Source organism: Escherichia sp. E4702 (assembly GCF_963883545.1).
Lineage (GTDB): Bacteria > Pseudomonadota > Gammaproteobacteria > Enterobacterales > Enterobacteriaceae > Escherichia.
In genome coordinates, this window is the sequence record NZ_CAWORF010000005.1 from 75433 (window position 1) to 91974 (window position 16542).

At 50.0% G+C, this 16542-nt stretch carries 12 protein-coding genes; 3 read left to right on the forward strand and 9 right to left on the reverse strand.

Features of this window, described 5'->3' with window-relative positions; all coding sequences use genetic code 11:
• Position 1: 1 nt before the first annotated feature.
• Complete coding sequence (gene ygfK, locus AACU94_RS01780; RefSeq protein ID WP_135488822.1) at positions 2-3100, reverse strand: putative selenate reductase subunit YgfK; 3099 nt, start codon at positions 3098-3100, stop codon at positions 2-4.
• Between the two features lie 322 nt (positions 3101-3422).
• On the reverse strand, positions 3423-4001 hold the full coding sequence (gene mocA / locus AACU94_RS01785; protein ID WP_135488823.1) for a molybdenum cofactor cytidylyltransferase: 579 nt from the start codon (positions 3999-4001) through the stop codon (positions 3423-3425).
• Between the two features lie 92 nt (positions 4002-4093).
• On the opposite strand from mocA, the gene yqeC reads away from it, so the two are divergent.
• Positions 4094-4864, forward strand: coding sequence for a selenium cofactor biosynthesis protein YqeC (gene yqeC, locus AACU94_RS01790; protein ID WP_130217920.1), 771 nt, complete (start codon positions 4094-4096; stop codon positions 4862-4864).
• A gap of 47 nt (positions 4865-4911) precedes the next feature.
• Entirely contained in the window at positions 4912-6537 is a 1626-nt protein-coding gene (gene yqeB, locus AACU94_RS01795; protein ID WP_135385560.1) for a selenium-dependent molybdenum cofactor biosynthesis protein YqeB, read from the forward strand.
• A 219-nt stretch (positions 6538-6756) separates the two neighbouring features.
• Here the strand turns inward: yqeB and arcC are convergent, their stop codons facing one another.
• Genes arcC through ygeW form a run of 5 tightly spaced genes read right to left on the reverse strand, consistent with a single transcriptional unit; the run spans position 6757 to position 12887 of the window.
• A complete protein-coding gene (gene arcC / locus AACU94_RS01800) occupies positions 6757-7689 on the reverse strand; it encodes a carbamate kinase (RefSeq protein ID WP_130207792.1) in 933 nt (310 codons plus the stop codon).
• A gap of 47 nt (positions 7690-7736) precedes the next feature.
• Positions 7737-9122 carry a D-phenylhydantoinase gene (gene hyuA / locus AACU94_RS01805; RefSeq protein ID WP_135385562.1) on the reverse strand — a complete coding sequence of 462 codons (1386 nt, stop codon included), beginning with the start codon at positions 9120-9122 and terminating at the stop codon, positions 7737-7739.
• A 53-nt stretch (positions 9123-9175) separates the two neighbouring features.
• Positions 9176-10387 carry a YgeY family selenium metabolism-linked hydrolase gene (locus AACU94_RS01810; protein WP_064529812.1) on the reverse strand — a complete coding sequence of 404 codons (1212 nt, stop codon included), beginning with the start codon at positions 10385-10387 and terminating at the stop codon, positions 9176-9178.
• Positions 10388-10444: 57 nt separating this feature from the next.
• Positions 10445-11641: a diaminopropionate ammonia-lyase gene (dpaL, locus tag AACU94_RS01815; protein ID WP_000110493.1), complete on the reverse strand. Its 1197-nt coding sequence runs from the start codon at positions 11639-11641 to the stop codon at positions 10445-10447.
• A gap of 58 nt (positions 11642-11699) precedes the next feature.
• A complete protein-coding gene (gene ygeW, locus AACU94_RS01820) occupies positions 11700-12887 on the reverse strand; it encodes a knotted carbamoyltransferase YgeW (protein ID WP_001360948.1) in 1188 nt (395 codons plus the stop codon).
• 478 nt (positions 12888-13365) lie between these two features.
• Here ygeW and AACU94_RS01825 point away from each other — a divergent pair, with 478 nt between their 5' ends.
• Positions 13366-15144 carry a sigma-54 interaction domain-containing protein gene (locus AACU94_RS01825; RefSeq protein ID WP_135385564.1) on the forward strand — a complete coding sequence of 593 codons (1779 nt, stop codon included), beginning with the start codon at positions 13366-13368 and terminating at the stop codon, positions 15142-15144.
• A gap of 40 nt (positions 15145-15184) precedes the next feature.
• Here AACU94_RS01825 and xdhC read toward each other — a convergent pair whose 3' ends face one another.
• Complete coding sequence (gene xdhC, locus AACU94_RS01830) at positions 15185-15664, reverse strand: xanthine dehydrogenase iron sulfur-binding subunit XdhC (RefSeq protein ID WP_130207784.1); 480 nt, start codon at positions 15662-15664, stop codon at positions 15185-15187.
• Positions 15661-16539 (reverse strand): xanthine dehydrogenase FAD-binding subunit XdhB, encoded by an 879-nt coding sequence (gene xdhB, locus AACU94_RS01835; protein ID WP_135488824.1) that lies wholly within the window; start codon positions 16537-16539, stop codon positions 15661-15663. The genes xdhC and xdhB overlap by 4 nt, the downstream gene beginning before the upstream one ends.
• Positions 16540-16542: the final 3 nt, after the last annotated feature.

Below are 16542 nucleotides of genomic sequence, written 5' to 3' on the forward strand. Positions count from 1 at the left end.
ATTACACCTCCACGCGGCCCAGCAGATAATGATGATGCTGGTGGACATGGCTAATGATGCGGCACATATCGTTCAGCTCTGGCGGTACGTTGTTGAACTGACCTTCGCTGTCGATGTTTAACACCCAGCTTTGGTTATTCAGACGCACGCGTACTCGGCAATCTTCCACCAGGAAGCCTGGGTTGCTGCTGTTATCAAAGTCTTGCGACAGGCTAAAGACGGTGATTTTGTCTTTGTACGGTTTACCGTTCCACGGACAGAACTGGGCGCAGTTGCCGCATTCGTTGCAGTAGGCGTCCAGGTGCAGTGTCTGGAAACGGTTCTGGAATCCAGGGACCGCAATTGACACGTTGGCGCGGTTCGGGCAGACATCCACACACTTGCTGCAAACGTAGTTACATTCAAGACAACGGGCGGCTTCCTGAGCGACAAACGCGTCACGATCATCGCTGTCGACCTGGGTGACAGAGATATCGCCTTTACGTTGGTAGATTTCCGCTGGGTTGACGTTGTTCCAGTATTTATCGCTCTGGTGAGAACGGATATTTTCCCGGCTAAGAATGGCATCGGTCGCCCGACGCGCGGTGCCGACAGCCGCGACAATGGAGGAAGGTCCGCGCTGTACGTCACCGATCATAAAGACATTAGTCAGGCGGGTTTCACCGTTATGGTCGACGTCTGGCCAGCCGTTGTTGTCCAGCGGCACGCCCATCGCATTCAGGGCTTCAGTATCCTGTTGTTCGCCAATGGCGGTAATCAAACTGTCTACGTGCAGTGTTACTGTTTCGTTGGTTTCTACCGGGCGGCGGCGACCTTTCTCATCAGGTTCGCCAAGTGACATGACGCGCAACGTTAAGGTGCCATCAGCATCGAAACGTTCAGGATTGTTCAGGAAACGGAACTCCACGCCATCGTGCAGTGCTTCTTCATACTCTTCGCGCCATGCTGGCATCTCTTGCAGTGAACGACGGTAAACGACGGTTGCTTTTTCAACGCCAGGCACGCGTAATGCCGCACGGGCGCAGTCCATTGCGGTGTTACCCGCCCCGACAACCACCACATGTTTGCCAAGCTTGAGCGCAGTACCCTTGTTGTACTCGCGCAGGAAGGGGAGAGATTTCCAGACATTCTGGTTGTCGCCCGCCAGTTTCACACCGCTATTTTTATCAGTACCTGTGGCAATCAGAACGTAGTGGAAGCCCTGATTTTTTAACTGTTCGACGGTCAGGTCCGGCGAGCAACCGTACTCAAATTTCACGCCGTGATCGGCAACAAAATCGATATCGTGCTGAATTAACTCAGCCGGGATACGGAACTGAGGAATAATATTTTTCACCACGCCGCCCGCGTTAGCTTCGCGTTCAAACAGCGTGACCGGATGGCCTGCTCTGGCAAGGAAGTAACCTGCAGCCAGACCCGCCGGACCGGCGCCAATTACAGCAACCGGATGACGAGAACCAGAACCGGCTGGTTTGTGCCAGCGTTGCTTATATTCATCCCAGCCTTTTTCCAGGGCGACTTTTTTCAGTTCGCGGATATTCAACGCACTGTCGTAATCCAGACGAGTACAGTTGTACTGGCACTGGTGATCGCAAATATGGCCGGTAATCGCGGGCAGGGCGTTGCGTTGGTAGATAAGTTCCAGCGCGTCGGCATAGCGATGTTCGCCCAGCAGGCGAATATATTCCGGAATATCCTGTTTGATGGCACAAGCAGTAACACAGGGGGCAACGTAGCAGTCGGTCAGTGGCAGGTCTTCTGCTACTTCAATACGCTCTTCTGGCTTCCAGTGTTTCTGGGTGTATTCCATAGTTAGCGCATCTGCTGCCAGCCTGTTTAGCCGTTCGACGTCAACACGGTTAAGCTCCCAGGCGTCTGACCCTTCCAGTTCGCGCATGCAAGCGCTTAAGCGCAGATAGCCACCAGGTTTCAGCAGGTCAGTTGCCATGGTTATCGGGCGAATACCGGTATCGAAAATATCGCGGATAGTTAACTGGCTGGCGCCACCGGAATAAGAGATAGGCAGTTTGCCGTCAAAGGCGCGGGAAAGAACTGCAGCGACATTGATGGAGAGCGGGAACAGCGCACGCCCGGACATATACATCTCTTCGCCAGGCAGTGCGCCTTTATTGTTGATGGTGCCGAGGGTGTTAGTCAGTTTGACGCCAAAGCCGAGCGATTTTTCTTTCGCCAGCGCCATCAGGCGTTCCAGCATTTCCAGCGCCTGGGTTAGCTTGAGATCGTGATCAAATGACTCTTCTTTTAAGCCAATGTAATCGAAACCACAGCTATCGAGAATCTCGCGCACTCGCGCGTAACCCAATAAAGTCGGGTTGAGTTTCACGAAGGTATTGAGCTCTTTTTCTTCCAGCATGTAACGGCAAATGGCTTCGATTTCATGTGGAGGGCAGCCGTGCATCGTGGAGAGGGTAACTCCTTGTACCATGCTGGTGGGGATACGTGCCGATAAGGCCAGCAAGCTTTCACGTTTTTCCTGCAAACCGTGGCGGGCTAAAAATGCGTCATCCTGGAGTAGTTTATGAAGCGTATCGCGGTATTGTGCAAACTTCGGATGTGCAGACGCGTCCATCATATTATCGATGAACTGCTGCATGGGTGGTTGTTTAATGCCTTCGAGGTTGTAACCGACGCTCATATTAAAGATGAATGATTTACCGGACTCGGACGGCTGGAACATAGCTTCGAGAAGATGCAGGGCGAACCAGGCTTTGAGGTATTCATCCCACGCTTTAAGCAGGGTAAATTCGGTGGACCATTCGGTGTTAAAACACTCGTCTTCGGCGTCGATACAGGGCTTTTCCAGCTCCAGACGATCGAGGATTTGTACTGTTTTAAGTTCGATGAAGCGTCCGCCAGTCAGCCAGGAAGTGACGATGTTTTGTGCGAGTTGCGTGTGCGGACCTGCGGCGGGGCCGACTGGTGTCGCACAGGTTTCACCGAAAACACCGACAGATTTACCTTTTGCGGGTGAGTAAAACTGTTGCTCGGGAATACCAAAGATTGAGCGTTGTTGTTGGTATTCATCAAATATGCGCGTCAAAAGTTCCTCAAACGGAATGGGACGCATAATATCCCCCATAACCCTCTCCTTAGCTTACACAGATATCATTGAGTGACCGGTATTGAGAAATCCGGTGGTTTAGGGGGATAGAGCAACAATCACACCACTCTTGCCATGTTCGCCAGGAAATATAAAAAAATGTGAAGCGCCTCGAAACTTAAGGGACTTTTGTGAATGATCTCACAGGTGTCAAATGAGAATTAAAATCACTCCTGGGTATTATTGTTGTCAGGAGTTTTATCACTTTTTCTCATTTCTCAAAATCAGTGATTCTGTATCATTATGATAAAGACGTACTGAGTGGATTTAATATTTGAACGCAATCGTTTAACTGGCTTTTCTAAATTTTAGTATGCTTTTTTTGCGCATTAATAAAGTCATTTGGAGTATCTATATCTAAAATTATTTCTTCATTTTCCATTTCGACGAAATAATGTTCGCCCATGAGTAATGCCTGGCGCATATGGGTAACATTGGGTTGTTTGACCGCCTGCATCAGGCAGGATTTTGACACTAAAATCGGATGGCCAGGTGTACCATTATGGAGCGGGAGTATGGCTCCGTTGTTTCGTAACTTCCAGATTTTTAGGAAAATATCTCTATTGATGGTTGGCATATCACCATGAGTGAGAAAACAATGTTCTGTTTGTACCGCTGGCGCTGCGGCCTTTACCGAAGTCAGTAACCCCTGCGCATAATCTGGATTGTAGATAATAGTAATGTTGCTATGGCTTGCGTAGCGATTATGCAGTTCATTACCGCGATAACCAGTGACTAAAATAATTCGGCTACAAAACTGCAACGCATTTTTGATACTCGCGTCAAGAATTGTTCCCTGTTGCCAGGGTAACATCATTTTCCATTGCCCCATTCTTGATGATAATCCGGCCGCGGTAATTATACAGTCGATGGCTGACATAGTGGTTCCATTATTATATGGGCTAATAACGCCTGGAAATGTGTTACTCCCTGATTAATGCGTACTTACCCCAGAGAGGTCCATGAAGACTCGTGAAAAGTATAATTGACCCATCGGCGTTATTCATTGATTTAGGCGCGCAGAAACACCCCACTGTGATTTCTGTTGTTGGCGCCGGGGGGAAAACCAGTCTGCTTTTTTGGCTGGCGCAGTTATTTCAGTCCATCGGTAGGCGCGTGTTGATCACTACGACCACACATATGTTTATGCCAGATTCACACTGGCCCGTGGTTTTCTGCCGTGATCCCGCCATGCTTCCTCATGCGTCTCTTACATCCCCCATTTCATTTTGTTTTCACCGCTGGAAAGCGAACCAGGGAAAAGTGCAGGGATTTACGCCAGAAGCGATCGATGCACTGGTGCAACGACCAGAGTGTGACGTAATTCTCATTGAGGCAGATGGCTCACGTGGAATGCCGTTAAAAGCGCCGGATGAGCACGAACCTTGCATACCGAAAAGCAGTTGCTGCGTGATTGCTGTGATGGGCGGGCATGTTTTGGGCGCGAAAGTTGGTGCGGAAAATGTCCATCGCTGGTCGCAGTTTGCCGATATTACTGGGCTGACGTCAGGGACGACCTTGCAACTGAGCGATCTCATTGCGCTGGTTCGTCACCCGCAGGGCGCGTTTAAAAACGTACCGCAAGGCTGTCGGCGAATCTGGTTCATTAACCGTTTTTCTCAATGTGAGAATGCGATTGCGCAAAGCGAGCTACTTCAGCCGCTGCAACAACATGACGTAGAGGCAATCTGGCTGGGCGATATACAAGAACATCCTGCAATCGCGCGCAGATTTGTGAATTAGCGGCCCGGATATTCCGGGTTACTGAAAGGATATCCATTGAGGTTGGTATGAATATTTTCACAGAGGCTGCAAAACTCGAAGAGCAAAATTGTCCGTTTGCGATGGCGCAAATTGTAGATAGCCGAGGCTCTACTCCCCGCCATTCTGCACAAATGTTAGTGCGCGCCGATGGTTCTATCGTCGGTACAATTGGTGGCGGAATGGTTGAGCGTAAGGTGATTGAAGAGTCACTACAGGCATTGCAGGAACGTAAGCCGCGATTATTCCATGGTCGCATGGCGCGTAACGGCGCGGATGCCGTCGGGTCAGATTGCGGAGGCGCAATGTCAGTGTTTATCAGCGTACATGGTATGCGACCCCGGCTGGTGTTGATCGGCGCGGGGCATGTTAACCGGGCGATAGCCCAAAGCGCAGCACTGCTGGGGTTTGATATTGCTGTTGCCGATATTTATCGCGAAAGCCTGAATCCTGAACTTTTCCCGCCATCAACTGCGCTTGTTCATGCCGATTCGTTTGGTGCAGCAGTGGAAGCACTGGAGATTCGCCCTGATAATTTTGTCCTGATTGCCACGAATAATCAGGATCGTGAAGCCCTCGATAAACTCATTGAACAGCCCATTGCATGGCTGGGTTTACTGGCCAGTCGCCGCAAGGTTCAGCTTTTCTTGCGTCAATTGCGTGAGAAAGGCGTGGCTGAAGAACATATTGCCCGTTTACATGCGCCCGTTGGTTACAACATAGGTGCGGAAACGCCGCAGGAGATCGCTATCAGCGTTCTGGCAGAAATATTACAGGTGAAAAATAACGCGCCGGGTGGGCTGATGATGAAACCTTCTCATCCTTCCGGACACCAGCTGGTGGTGATTCGCGGTGCGGGGGATATCGCCAGTGGTGTGGCGCTACGTCTGTATCATGCGGGTTTTAAAGTGATCATGCTGGAAGTGGAAAAACCGACGGTGATTCGTTGTACCGTGGCGTTTGCCCAGGCCGTGTTCGATGACGAAATGACGGTTGAAGGCGTCACCGCCCGACTGGCAACCAGCTCTGCAGAGGCGATGAAACTGACTGAGCGCGGATTTATTCCCGTGATGGTAGACCCCGACTGTTTACTGCTTGATGAGCTGAAACCACTTTGTGTGGTGGACGCTATTCTGGCGAAACAGAATTTAGGTACGCGTATGGATATGGCTCCGGTGACAATTGCGCTTGGGCCGGGTTTTACCGCAGGAAAAGATTGCCATGCAGTGATTGAAACAAATCGTGGGCATTGGTTGGGACAGGTTATTTACTCAGGTTGCGCACAGGAGAACACTGGCGTTCCTGGCAATATTATGGGGCATACCACCCGGCGAGTTATTCGCGCTCCGGCGGCAGGTATCATGCGTTCCAACGTGAAGTTAGGCGATCTGGTGCAAGAGGGCGATGTTATTGCCTGGATTGGCGAGCATGAAATAAAAGCGCCGTTGGCGGGAATGGTGCGTGGTTTACTTAACGACGGGCTGGCGGTGGTCGGTGGCTTTAAAATCGGTGATATCGATCCTCGTGGTGAAACGGCTGATTTCACCAGCGTTTCTGACAAAGCCCGAGCGATTGGTGGTGGCGTACTTGAGGCGTTAATGATGTTGATGCATCAGGGCGTTAAAGCGACGAAAGAAGTGCTGGAAGTAGCTTAAATGAAAATGGCCGGATGGTATTACCGCCCGGCCTTGAGACTGATGATAAACGCTAAATTGCCTGATGCGCTGCGCTTATCAGGCCTACAAGTGCTTTGCAATTAATTGAATATTAGATGTTTTATAGACTGAGTAAGGCGTTCACGCCGCATCCGGCATCAATAACGCGCACTTTGTTAACAATCTTTGGCCGAATAGCATCGCCACCCGGCCAATAAATTACTGAGAAATCACCGTTCCGGTTTTGCCTTCAATCCCTTCTTTCGCTTTGCTCAACACGGTAATCAGTGCTTCGCGACCTGCGCGAGAGCGGGCAAATGATGCGGCGGCTTCCACTTTCGGCAGCATAGAACCTTTTGCAAAATGCCCTTCTTCGATAAAGCGTTCTGCATCGGCCAATGACAGGCGATCGAGCCACTGCTCATTCTCTTTACCGAAGTTAATCGCCACTTTTTCTACCGCAGTCAGAATGATCAGCATATCGGCATCGATCATTTCTGCTAAACGGGCGCTGGCCCAGTCTTTATCGATAACCGCACTGGCGCCGCGCAGATGGTTACCTTCTCGAATCACAGGAATACCGCCACCGCCAACGGTGATCACAACCTGTCCTGCATCTACCAGCGCTTTAACTGTCTCTTTTTCAACAATATCTACCGGCTTAGGCGAAGCAACGACACGACGATAGCCGCGACCCGCATCTTCTTTCAGGGTATAGCCCTGTTTTGTCAGTTGCTCTGCTTCCTGCTCGGTAAAGAACGAACCGATCGGTTTGGTTGGGTTGAGGAAGGCCGGATCGTTAGCGTCGACTTCGACCTGGGTAACCAGCGTTGCAACGGGTTTATTAATGCCACGAGAAAGCAGTTCTTCTCTTAAGGCGTTTTGCAGATCGTAACCAATATATCCCTGACTCAACGCAACACAGACAGACATTGGCAGCATCGGTGAATGCGCTTCAGTTTTTGCAGCGGCTTCGAATGCCTGGTTAATCATGCCTACCTGCGGTCCATTACCATGAGTGACGATAACTTCATGTCCCTGGGCAATTAAATCAACAATTGCCTGAGACGTAATTTTTACCGCTTTCATTTGTCCGGCCAGATCGTCGCCCAGCGCATTCCCGCCGAGGGCGAGAACAATTTTCTTACTCATTTTTCCTCACTCATCATTCTTGATTGTGTATAGATCCCTGGCAGTGGTTAGAGCACGGGAGGGACAAACGGTTTGCGTCGCAGGAAACGTCCTCGTCCGGCTTTGCCTGTAAAGGTGCCGTCACAGAAAATCGTTTCACCACGGGATAAGGTTCTGACAATCGCGCCCTGACAGGTAAAGCCCTCCCAGGGAGAGTAGTCGGCGTTGTCGTGGAGATGGCGATGCTGAATTTGTTGGCTCTGGCGTGGGTCGATAATCACTACGTCGCCATCGGAACCGGGTGCTAATAATCCTTTTTGTGGCCACAGGCCAAACAGCCTTGCGGGCATCGCACTGGTTAATTCAACAAAACGCTCCGGTGTGATACGTCCCGTCATTACGCCACTGGAGAACAGCAACTGCATGCGATTTTCCACACCGGGCAAGCCATTTGGGCAGCGGCTGAAATCGCCTTTAGAAATTTGCTGGCGCTGGGCCATCGAGAAGGTGCAGTGATCGGTCGCCACCACGTCAATCGCACCATCGCTGATGCCACACCACAGCTTGTCCTGCTCGCGAGCGTTGCGCAGCGGTGGGCTAAGAATGAACTTCATGCCATCTTCTGTATCGTAACTGCGTTCGTCCAGCAGGAGATATTGCGGGCAGGTTTCAACCCAGACTGGCTGGTGATTCGCGCGAGCAAGGCGCAGATAATCCAGACCTAAGCCGTTAGACAAGTGCACGATATAGAGCGGGGCGTTACCGGCAATTTGTGCCAGGTTAATCATTCTGGCGATGGCTTCGGCTTCGCATTCCAGAGGTCGGCTCAAGGCGTGGTAGCGCGGCGCGGTTAACCCAGCTGCGATAAACTCTGCTCGCTTACTGGCGATTGCGGCGTCATTTTCTGGGTGTACAGTGGTCAGCGCGCCGGATTCATGCAGGCGGCGTAATGCCTGTAGGACTTCATCATCGTTGAGTTTGTATTGATAGGTTAAATAGAGTTTAAAACTGCTCAGCCCTTCTTCGACCATCATCGGAATTTCGTCGAGGATGGCGTGATTAATATGCTGGATAACACCGTGGAAGCTGTAGTCGATGACCGCTTTATGGGCGGCATAACCACGATAAACTTCCAGTTGATGGCGTAATCGGCAGCCATTCGGGCCAAATCCCATATGATCAATAATGGTTGTTGTACCGCCACACGCGGCTGCGCGGGTACCGGTAAAAAAATCATCACAACTGCGCGCGATGCCGACATCAATATTGAAATGTGTATGGACATCTACGCCGCCAGGGAAAACGTAACAGCCAGTGGCATCAATTTCTTCACAGGGGAGTTGCGGCGAAATATCTTTGCCTAACTGGCGGACAATACCGCTTTCAATCAGCAAGTCCTGTTTGGCTTGTCCATCTGCGTTAACGACAGTGCCGTTTTTGATCAATACGCGCATAGCAAACTCCAAAAAACCCTCCGGCGAACCGGAGGGAAATAGGTGAAGAGTAATTATTCTGTTGCCAGCCAGCTTAACGGGATTGCAGCGTACATAGCGGCACAGGTCACCAGGTGAGATTTCCAGGTTTTTTCGTTTGGCGCGTGTGCTTCAGGTTCTTTACCCGGTCCAAAGCCGATGACCGGAATGCCGTGACGGCCCATGATGGATACGCCGTTAGTTGAGAACGTCCACTTATCAACGACCGGTGCTTTGCCAAACAGACCTTCGTAGGCATTCACCAGCGTTTTAACGGTGAAATGATCTTCTTCCACTTTCCAGGTCGGGAAGTAGCATTCGGTTGGGTAAACCAGGCCAGTCCAGGACGGACGGTCGTAGTTGTACATAGAAACGACAGCATTGGCTTTCTGTACCGCAGGCAGGGCGCGGATTTCATCCAGCGCGCCTTCCCAGGTTTCGCCCCAGGTCAGGCGACGGTCGATGGAAACGGCACAGCTGTCTGCTACTGCGCAACGACTTGGTGAGGTGAAGAAAATTTCGGAAACAGTCAGAGTACCTTTGCCGAGGAATTCGTCATAGCCCAGACGTTGGGACAGTTCTTGTAATTCGCCAAGAATCGGACCCATTTTGAAAATGGCGTTATCACCGCGTTCTGGTGCTGAACCATGGCAGCTAACGCCCTGAACATCAATGCGAATTTCCATACGACCGCGCTGACCACGATATACCTGGCAGTCGGTTGGTTCGGTACTGACCACAAATTCCGGGCGAATGCCGGATTGTTCAATAATGTACTGCCAGCACAGACCGTCGCAGTCTTCTTCCTGTACCGTACCGGTAACGAGCAAGGTGTATTCATCTTCCAGACCGAGGTCTTTAATGATCTTACCGGCATAAACCATTGATGCCATGCCGCCTTCCTGGTCGGAAGTACCACGGCCACCGATCAGCTCGTCGGTTTCCATGCCTTCGTACGGGTCGAATTCCCAGTTTTTGATGTTACCAATGCCTACGGTGTCGATGTGAGCGTCCATCGCAACCAGACGCGGACCGTGGCCGATATAGCCGAGAACGTTACCCATCGGATCGATTTCAACTTTATCGAAGCCGACTTTTTCCATCTCTTCTTTAATACGATGTACTACACGTTTTTCGTCGCAGCTTTCACTGGGAATAGCAACCATATCGCGCAGGAAGCGAGTCATGTCTGCCTGGTAATCTTTTGCTTTTTCAAGAATCAGTTTGAATGGAATATTCTTAGCCATTATTTTTCTCCAGATTTTTTACTCCCCGTTTGGCGGGGAGTTGTTCCAATAGGGTGATTAAGGTGCTACAGCGTGTTTGCCTTCCCAGACAACTTCGCGGTAGTGCTTCACGTCGGTGTCGCCTTCGGTGCTGATAACCAGGACGACGGCATCTTTGTTCAGCGCCAGTTTTTCCATCAGGCTTTGACGTTGCGGGTGATAATGAACCGCCGCGAGAACGCCCAAACCGACAGCGCCAGATTCACCAGAAATGATGCGTGGATCGTTGCCGTACGGATTACCCAGCACACGCATACCTAATGCGGCAACGCTGTCCTGACAGGAGATAAATTGGGTGGCACAGTTACGTAAGATTTCCCAGCCCAGAGGGTTAGGTTCGCCGCAAGCCAGGCCCGCCATGATGGTGGCCATATCACCGCCAACGTTGACGATGTCGCCTTTGACGCCGGAGCGATAAATACAGTCAGCTTTGTCAGGTTCAACAATAATGCTGTGCAGATTTTGCGGGCTATAGACGTCGACCAGATAACCCAGCACACCACCGGCCATTGCACCGACACCGGCTTGCAGCAGAACGTGCGTCGGGGTTACGCCCATTTCACGCATTTGCTCGACGGCTTCATCTGCCAGGGTTGCGTAGCCTTGCATGATCCAGGTTGGGATTTTGGTGTAACCTTCCCAGGCAGTATCTTGCACCACTTCCCAGCCGTGTTGCTGCGCGTGTTGCATGGTCAGGCGAACGGTATCGTCATAGTTCATATCAGTGACGATGCACTCGGCTCCGAGGTTCAGAATGGCGTCAACGCGTTCCTGAGCGGAACCTTTCGGCATGTAAATTACCGCGTTCTGACCGAGTTGCTGTGCTGCCCAGGCAACACCGCGCCCGTGGTTGCCGTCGGTCGTTGTAGCGAATGTCATTTTTTCGCCGATGGCATTTTTCAGATGCTCGAATGACAGCGTTTCGATATCAAGATGATATTTTTCGCACAATAATTGAGCGATGGCGTACGCACCGCCGAGCATTTTGAAGGCGTTCAGACCGAATCGTTTTGATTCGTCCTTAACGAGAATTTTCTTCACACCAAAAAGGTTTGCGAGATCGTCCAGCGCGCAAAGCGGTGTTGGGCGATAGCCAGCAATTTTCTGGTGGAACTGGCGCGCCAGTTTTGCCTGGCTTTGCGAAAAGAGCGGTGATGTTTCGCCGTTGAAAAATTTGTTATCGGCGATATCAATCTTCAATGAGAAAACGGACATATCCTATCCTTTTGGCCTCTGGAAATAGAGAGCCGACCTGTCGATCGGCCCGAGGGGGTTATTTCACGCGTTCTTGCGCTTCTTTAAGCAGTTGTTCGAGCAGTGCGCCTGGTTTGGAATATTTACGGGACAGGATCATCGCTGCGATGATGTATGGCTTCCAGCTGGCTTCTTTGTAGGTCGCGATACGGTATTTTTCGAATACGCCTTCAGTGACTTCACCTTCTTTGCAGGATACGCCGCTGATATCGGCTGGCAGGCAGTGCATATACAGAGCTTCGCCATCACGGGTCAGCTCCATCATCTCTTCAGTACAATGCCAGTCTTTGTGCTGTGCGTTCTGTGCCAGACACTGTTTTTCCAGCGCTTTCAGTCCTTCGTGATCGTTAGCGCGCAGCAGTTCAGTACGCTCTTCCATCACTTTGTAAGGTGCCCAGGACTTCGGATAAACGATGTCAGCGTCTTTGAATGCTTCTTCCATGCTTGTTACCTGACGGAAGCTGCCGCCGGAGGCTTTAGCATTGTTTTTAGCGACTTCAACGACATCTGGGATCAGGTCGTAACCTTCTGGATGGGCAAGGGTGACATCCATACCGAAGCGGGTCATCAGACCGATGATGCCTTGTGGTACAGACAGCGGTTTACCGTAGCTTGGGGAGTAGGCCCAGGTCATGGCGATTTTTTTACCTTTCAGGTTTTCCAGCGAACCAAAGTGTTCACGTAACCATGCCAGGTCAGCCATTGATTGAGTCGGATGGTCAATATCGCATTGCAGGTTAACTAAAGCCGGGCGCTGCGGCAGTACGCCTTGCTTGTAGCCATCGTCGAGTGCCGCGCCAACTTCACGCATATAGGCGTTACCCGCGCCCAGATACATATCGTCACGAATACCGATAGCGTCAGCGCAGAAGGAGATCATATTAGCGGTTTCACGGACAGTTTCGCCGTGCGCAATCTGTGATTTACCTTCATCAAGATCCTGCTGTGCAAGGCCGAGCAGGTTAAGCGCAGAAGCATAAGAGAAGCGGGTACGAGTGGAGTTGTCGCGGAATACGGAAATACCTAATCCACTATTAAAGACTTTGGTAGAGATGTTTTCAGCACGCAGTGCTTTTAATGCTGCGGCAACGTCCAGTACTTGTTTCAGTTCATCTGGCGTCTGTTCCCACGTTAACAAAAAATCTTTCTCGTGCAGGTGAGAGGTCAGCGAATTGATATCCTTAATCAGCTCATTAACAGTTTTCATCATAAAGTCCCGGTAGTGGAATGACAGGCAAAGTGGTTTATTTCACTGTGACTTGCCAAAGTGATTGGTGTTTTCACAGCTATACCAGGGACTAACAATAAACATGCCAGAATTATCTACGCGGTCACGAAACGCTAATCTGACAGGGGATATGTGGGATTGATCACAAATTATCGCCACACTACGGAAGTTAAAAATATACGGAAACGTTTGGCTTTTTTAACGCAGTTATTTATTTGCTGCTAAGTATCAGAAATAAGATAAAGGGACAGGTGAAAGCTCGTCAGTTTGATAAACTCACTCCCGTAATTCTCATATTGATATAGAAATGTGATATCACTTCCATAATTTCATTAGAAAGTGATAAAAATCTTATGTTTTTAGCAAAGCGATTTTTGCCTGAGTTAATATCGTTATGATCTGTGAACCATCAACGTCTTCAATGATCGACTTTTAAGTGATTCTGGAAGGTAAAGCTATGGAGCTTGCTAATACGCAGTCAGTTTTGATGCAAATTCAACCAACAATTCAGCGTTTTGCCAGAATGCTAGCCAGCGTTTTGCAGCTTGAGGTTGAGATCGTTGATGAAAACTTGTGTCGCGTCGCTGGAACCGGCGCATACGGGAAATTTCTTGGTCGCCAGTTGAGTGGCAACTCACGCTTGCTCCGCTATGTCCTCGAAACGAAAACCGAAAAGGTCGTGACACATTCTCGCTTCGATCCCCTTTGTGAAGGCTGCGACAGTAAAGAGAGTTGTCGTGAGAAGGCGTTCCTGGGGACGCCCGTTATTCTGCAGGATCGTTGTGTCGGAGTGATAAGTTTGATTGCTGTTACTCATGAGCAACAAGAACATATCAGTGATAATTTACGCGAATTTTCAGATTACGTTCGCCATATATCGACTATTTTTGTCTCGAAACTCCTGGAAGATCAGGGGCCGGGAGATAACATCAGTAAAATATTTGCTACCATGATCGATAATATGGATCAAGGTGTATTAGTTATTGATGAGGAAAATCGTGTTCAGTTCGTTAATCAGACTGCATTAAAAACACTTGGCGTTGTGCAAAATAATATGGTTGGGAAACTTATCCGTTTCAGGCCATTAACATTTGAGAGTAATTTTACTCATGGACATATGCAACATATTGTCTCGTGGGATGATAAAAGTGAATTGATAATTGGTCAGTTGCATAACATTCAGGGACGACAGCTATTTTTAATGGCGTTTCACCAATCCCATACCAGTTTTTCCGTGGCAAATGCATCTGATGAACCGCATATTGAACAATTGGTTGGCGAGTGCCGTGTTATGCGGCAATTAAAACGGCTGATTAGCCGCATCGCACCTAGCCCCTCCAGCGTCATGGTCGTTGGTGAAAGCGGGACCGGAAAAGAAGTGGTGGCCCGTGCTATTCATAAGTTGAGTGGGCGACGGAACAAACCCTTTATCGCTATCAACTGCGCGGCGATTCCGGAGCAGCTTCTGGAGAGTGAGCTGTTCGGTTATGTTAAAGGCGCATTTACTGGCGCTTCTGCCAACGGTAAAACAGGGCTGATTCAGGCAGCAAACACGGGAACGCTGTTTCTTGATGAAATTGGCGATATGCCTTTAATGCTTCAGGCAAAACTGCTGCGGGCGATTGAAGCGCGTGAGATCCTGCCTATTGGCGCCAGTAGCCCAATACAGGTCGACATCCGCATCATTTCTGCAACAAACCAGAATCTGGCTCAGTTCATAGCCGAAGGTAAATTCCGCGAAGATCTTTTCTACCGACTTAACGTTATTCCTATCACTCTGCCACCGCTACGTGAGCGTCAGGAAGATATTGAACTGCTGGTGCATTACTTTTTACATCTCCATACCCGTCGCCTGGGATCGGTTTACCCGGGTATTGCTCCCGATGTTGTTGAGTTACTGCGTAAGCATCGTTGGCCAGGGAACCTGCGAGAGTTAAGTAATTTGATGGAGTATCTGGTCAACGTCGTTCCTTCGGGCGAAGTCATCGACAGTACGCTACTACCACCAAATCTGGTTAATAACGGTACGACGGAGCAAAGTGAGATGCCAGAAGCCAGCGAGGCACATTTGGCTCTTGATGATGCTGGCGGCACAGCGCTGGAGGAGATGGAAAAGCAGATGATTCGCGAAGCGCTCTCACGGCATAACAGTAAGAAGCAAGTCGCTGATGAGTTGGGAATTGGCATCGCCACGCTTTATCGTAAAATTAAGAAATATGAATTGTTAAGCGCATAGTCATCAAAAAATCCGGCCTGAATTCAGGCCGGATTGCGTTTTACTTCGTTTCTTCACAGTCCAGAACAGTATTCACAATCATTTGATATCCGGTACAGCGACACAGATTCCCGGCCAAGCCACGGCGAATTTCCGTAATGGTTAACGGTTTCTCTCGAGGTTTTGCCAGCATTGCCGTAGTGGCCATAATAAGCCCCGGCGTACAAAAACCACACTGTACAGCGCCAGATTTCGCATAAGCCTGTTGTACATGAGAAAGTTTGCCGCCTTTCGCTTCGCCTTCCAGCGTGCGGATCTGTTTTCCTTCAGCCCATGCGGCCAGGTATAAGCAGCTGTCTATCGCGGTTCCGTCAACCAACACCGTACAGGCACCGCATTCACCAACGCAGCATCCTTGTTTGACACTAAGCAGCCCTTGTTCGCGGAGCAGTTCCGAAAGCGGCATGCCTGGCGCGGCGTGAAGCTGAAAAGGCATATCGTTAATGATGCATTCAATAGTAATACTTTCGCTGTGATTCATTGCAATTTTCCCCCCGCCGCAGCGACGGCTTCGCTAATCACTTTTTTGGTCATCGTCTGAATGAGATGCAGACGGAACTCTTTACTTGCTCGCCATGAAGAACGCGGTGCGACATCCTGTAGGACAGATTCGCAGATGGCCTCCAGTGTTTGCTGGTTTAATGGCGCATTTTGTGCAGCCTGTTCGGCATGTTGGCAGCGAATCGGCGTTGGTGCGGCAACACCAAATGCCAGACGCAACTCGCTGAAGTAGCCGTTGTTCAATCGACAGTGAGCGGCACACCCGATTGTTGAAATATCCATCGCATCGCGCATGGCATATTTATAATGTGCGCTACCTGCGTGTTCTTTTGGCTGCGGAGGAAAATGAAACGCGACCAGAATTTCATCATGCTCAAGGGAAACCTTACCTGGTCCGGTATGAAAACCATTAATCGAGACGAAACGGACCCCTCGCGGTGAATGAATTTCCAGCTTCGCATCATAAATCAGTGTTGGCGTTGCTGAATCAGCGCTGGTGGCGCCGTTGCAAATATTTCCGCCGTAGGTCGCGACGTTACGGATTTGCGGGCCGGCAATAGACGAAGCCGCAGCGCATAATGCCGGGAGATGATGTTGCGTTAACTGATTTTCTATTAACTGAGTAAAGGTCGTCGCAGAGCCGATGCGTAGTGCACCATCTTCCGCCAGCGTAATTCCCTGAAGCTCCGCCAGATTGTGGATATCAACAATATGGCGATAGCGATCATTGTGATGGTGGAGTTGAATCAGTACGTCAGTGCCACCGGCGAGCAGTTTGGCCTGCGGATTTTGAGTCAGCAGGTTGGTTGCATCGGCAACGGTCGTTGCGCGATGGTAAGAAGCAAAATCAAACATGAT

What these genes read in the sequence shown, in the direction of transcription:
- xdhB (WP_135488824.1), bottom strand. Translation starts at nt 16,539, where the DNA reads ATGTTTGATTTTGCTTCTTACCATCGCGCAACGACCGTTGCCGATGCA.
- AACU94_RS01825 (WP_135385564.1), top strand. Translation starts at nt 13,366, where the DNA reads ATGGAGCTTGCTAATACGCAGTCAGTTTTGATGCAAATTCAACCAACA.
- dpaL (WP_000110493.1), bottom strand. Translation starts at nt 11,641, where the DNA reads ATGTCCGTTTTCTCATTGAAGATTGATATCGCCGATAACAAATTTTTC.
- mocA (WP_135488823.1), bottom strand. Translation starts at nt 4,001, where the DNA reads ATGTCAGCCATCGACTGTATAATTACCGCGGCCGGATTATCATCAAGA.
- xdhC (WP_130207784.1), bottom strand. Translation starts at nt 15,664, where the DNA reads ATGAATCACAGCGAAAGTATTACTATTGAATGCATCATTAACGATATG.
- yqeB (WP_135385560.1), top strand. Translation starts at nt 4,912, where the DNA reads ATGAATATTTTCACAGAGGCTGCAAAACTCGAAGAGCAAAATTGTCCG.
- hyuA (WP_135385562.1), bottom strand. Translation starts at nt 9,122, where the DNA reads ATGCGCGTATTGATCAAAAACGGCACTGTCGTTAACGCAGATGGACAA.
- arcC (WP_130207792.1), bottom strand. Translation starts at nt 7,689, where the DNA reads ATGAGTAAGAAAATTGTTCTCGCCCTCGGCGGGAATGCGCTGGGCGAC.
- ygfK (WP_135488822.1), bottom strand. Translation starts at nt 3,100, where the DNA reads ATGGGGGATATTATGCGTCCCATTCCGTTTGAGGAACTTTTGACGCGC.
- ygeW (WP_001360948.1), bottom strand. Translation starts at nt 12,887, where the DNA reads ATGAAAACTGTTAATGAGCTGATTAAGGATATCAATTCGCTGACCTCT.
- AACU94_RS01810 (WP_064529812.1), bottom strand. Translation starts at nt 10,387, where the DNA reads ATGGCTAAGAATATTCCATTCAAACTGATTCTTGAAAAAGCAAAAGAT.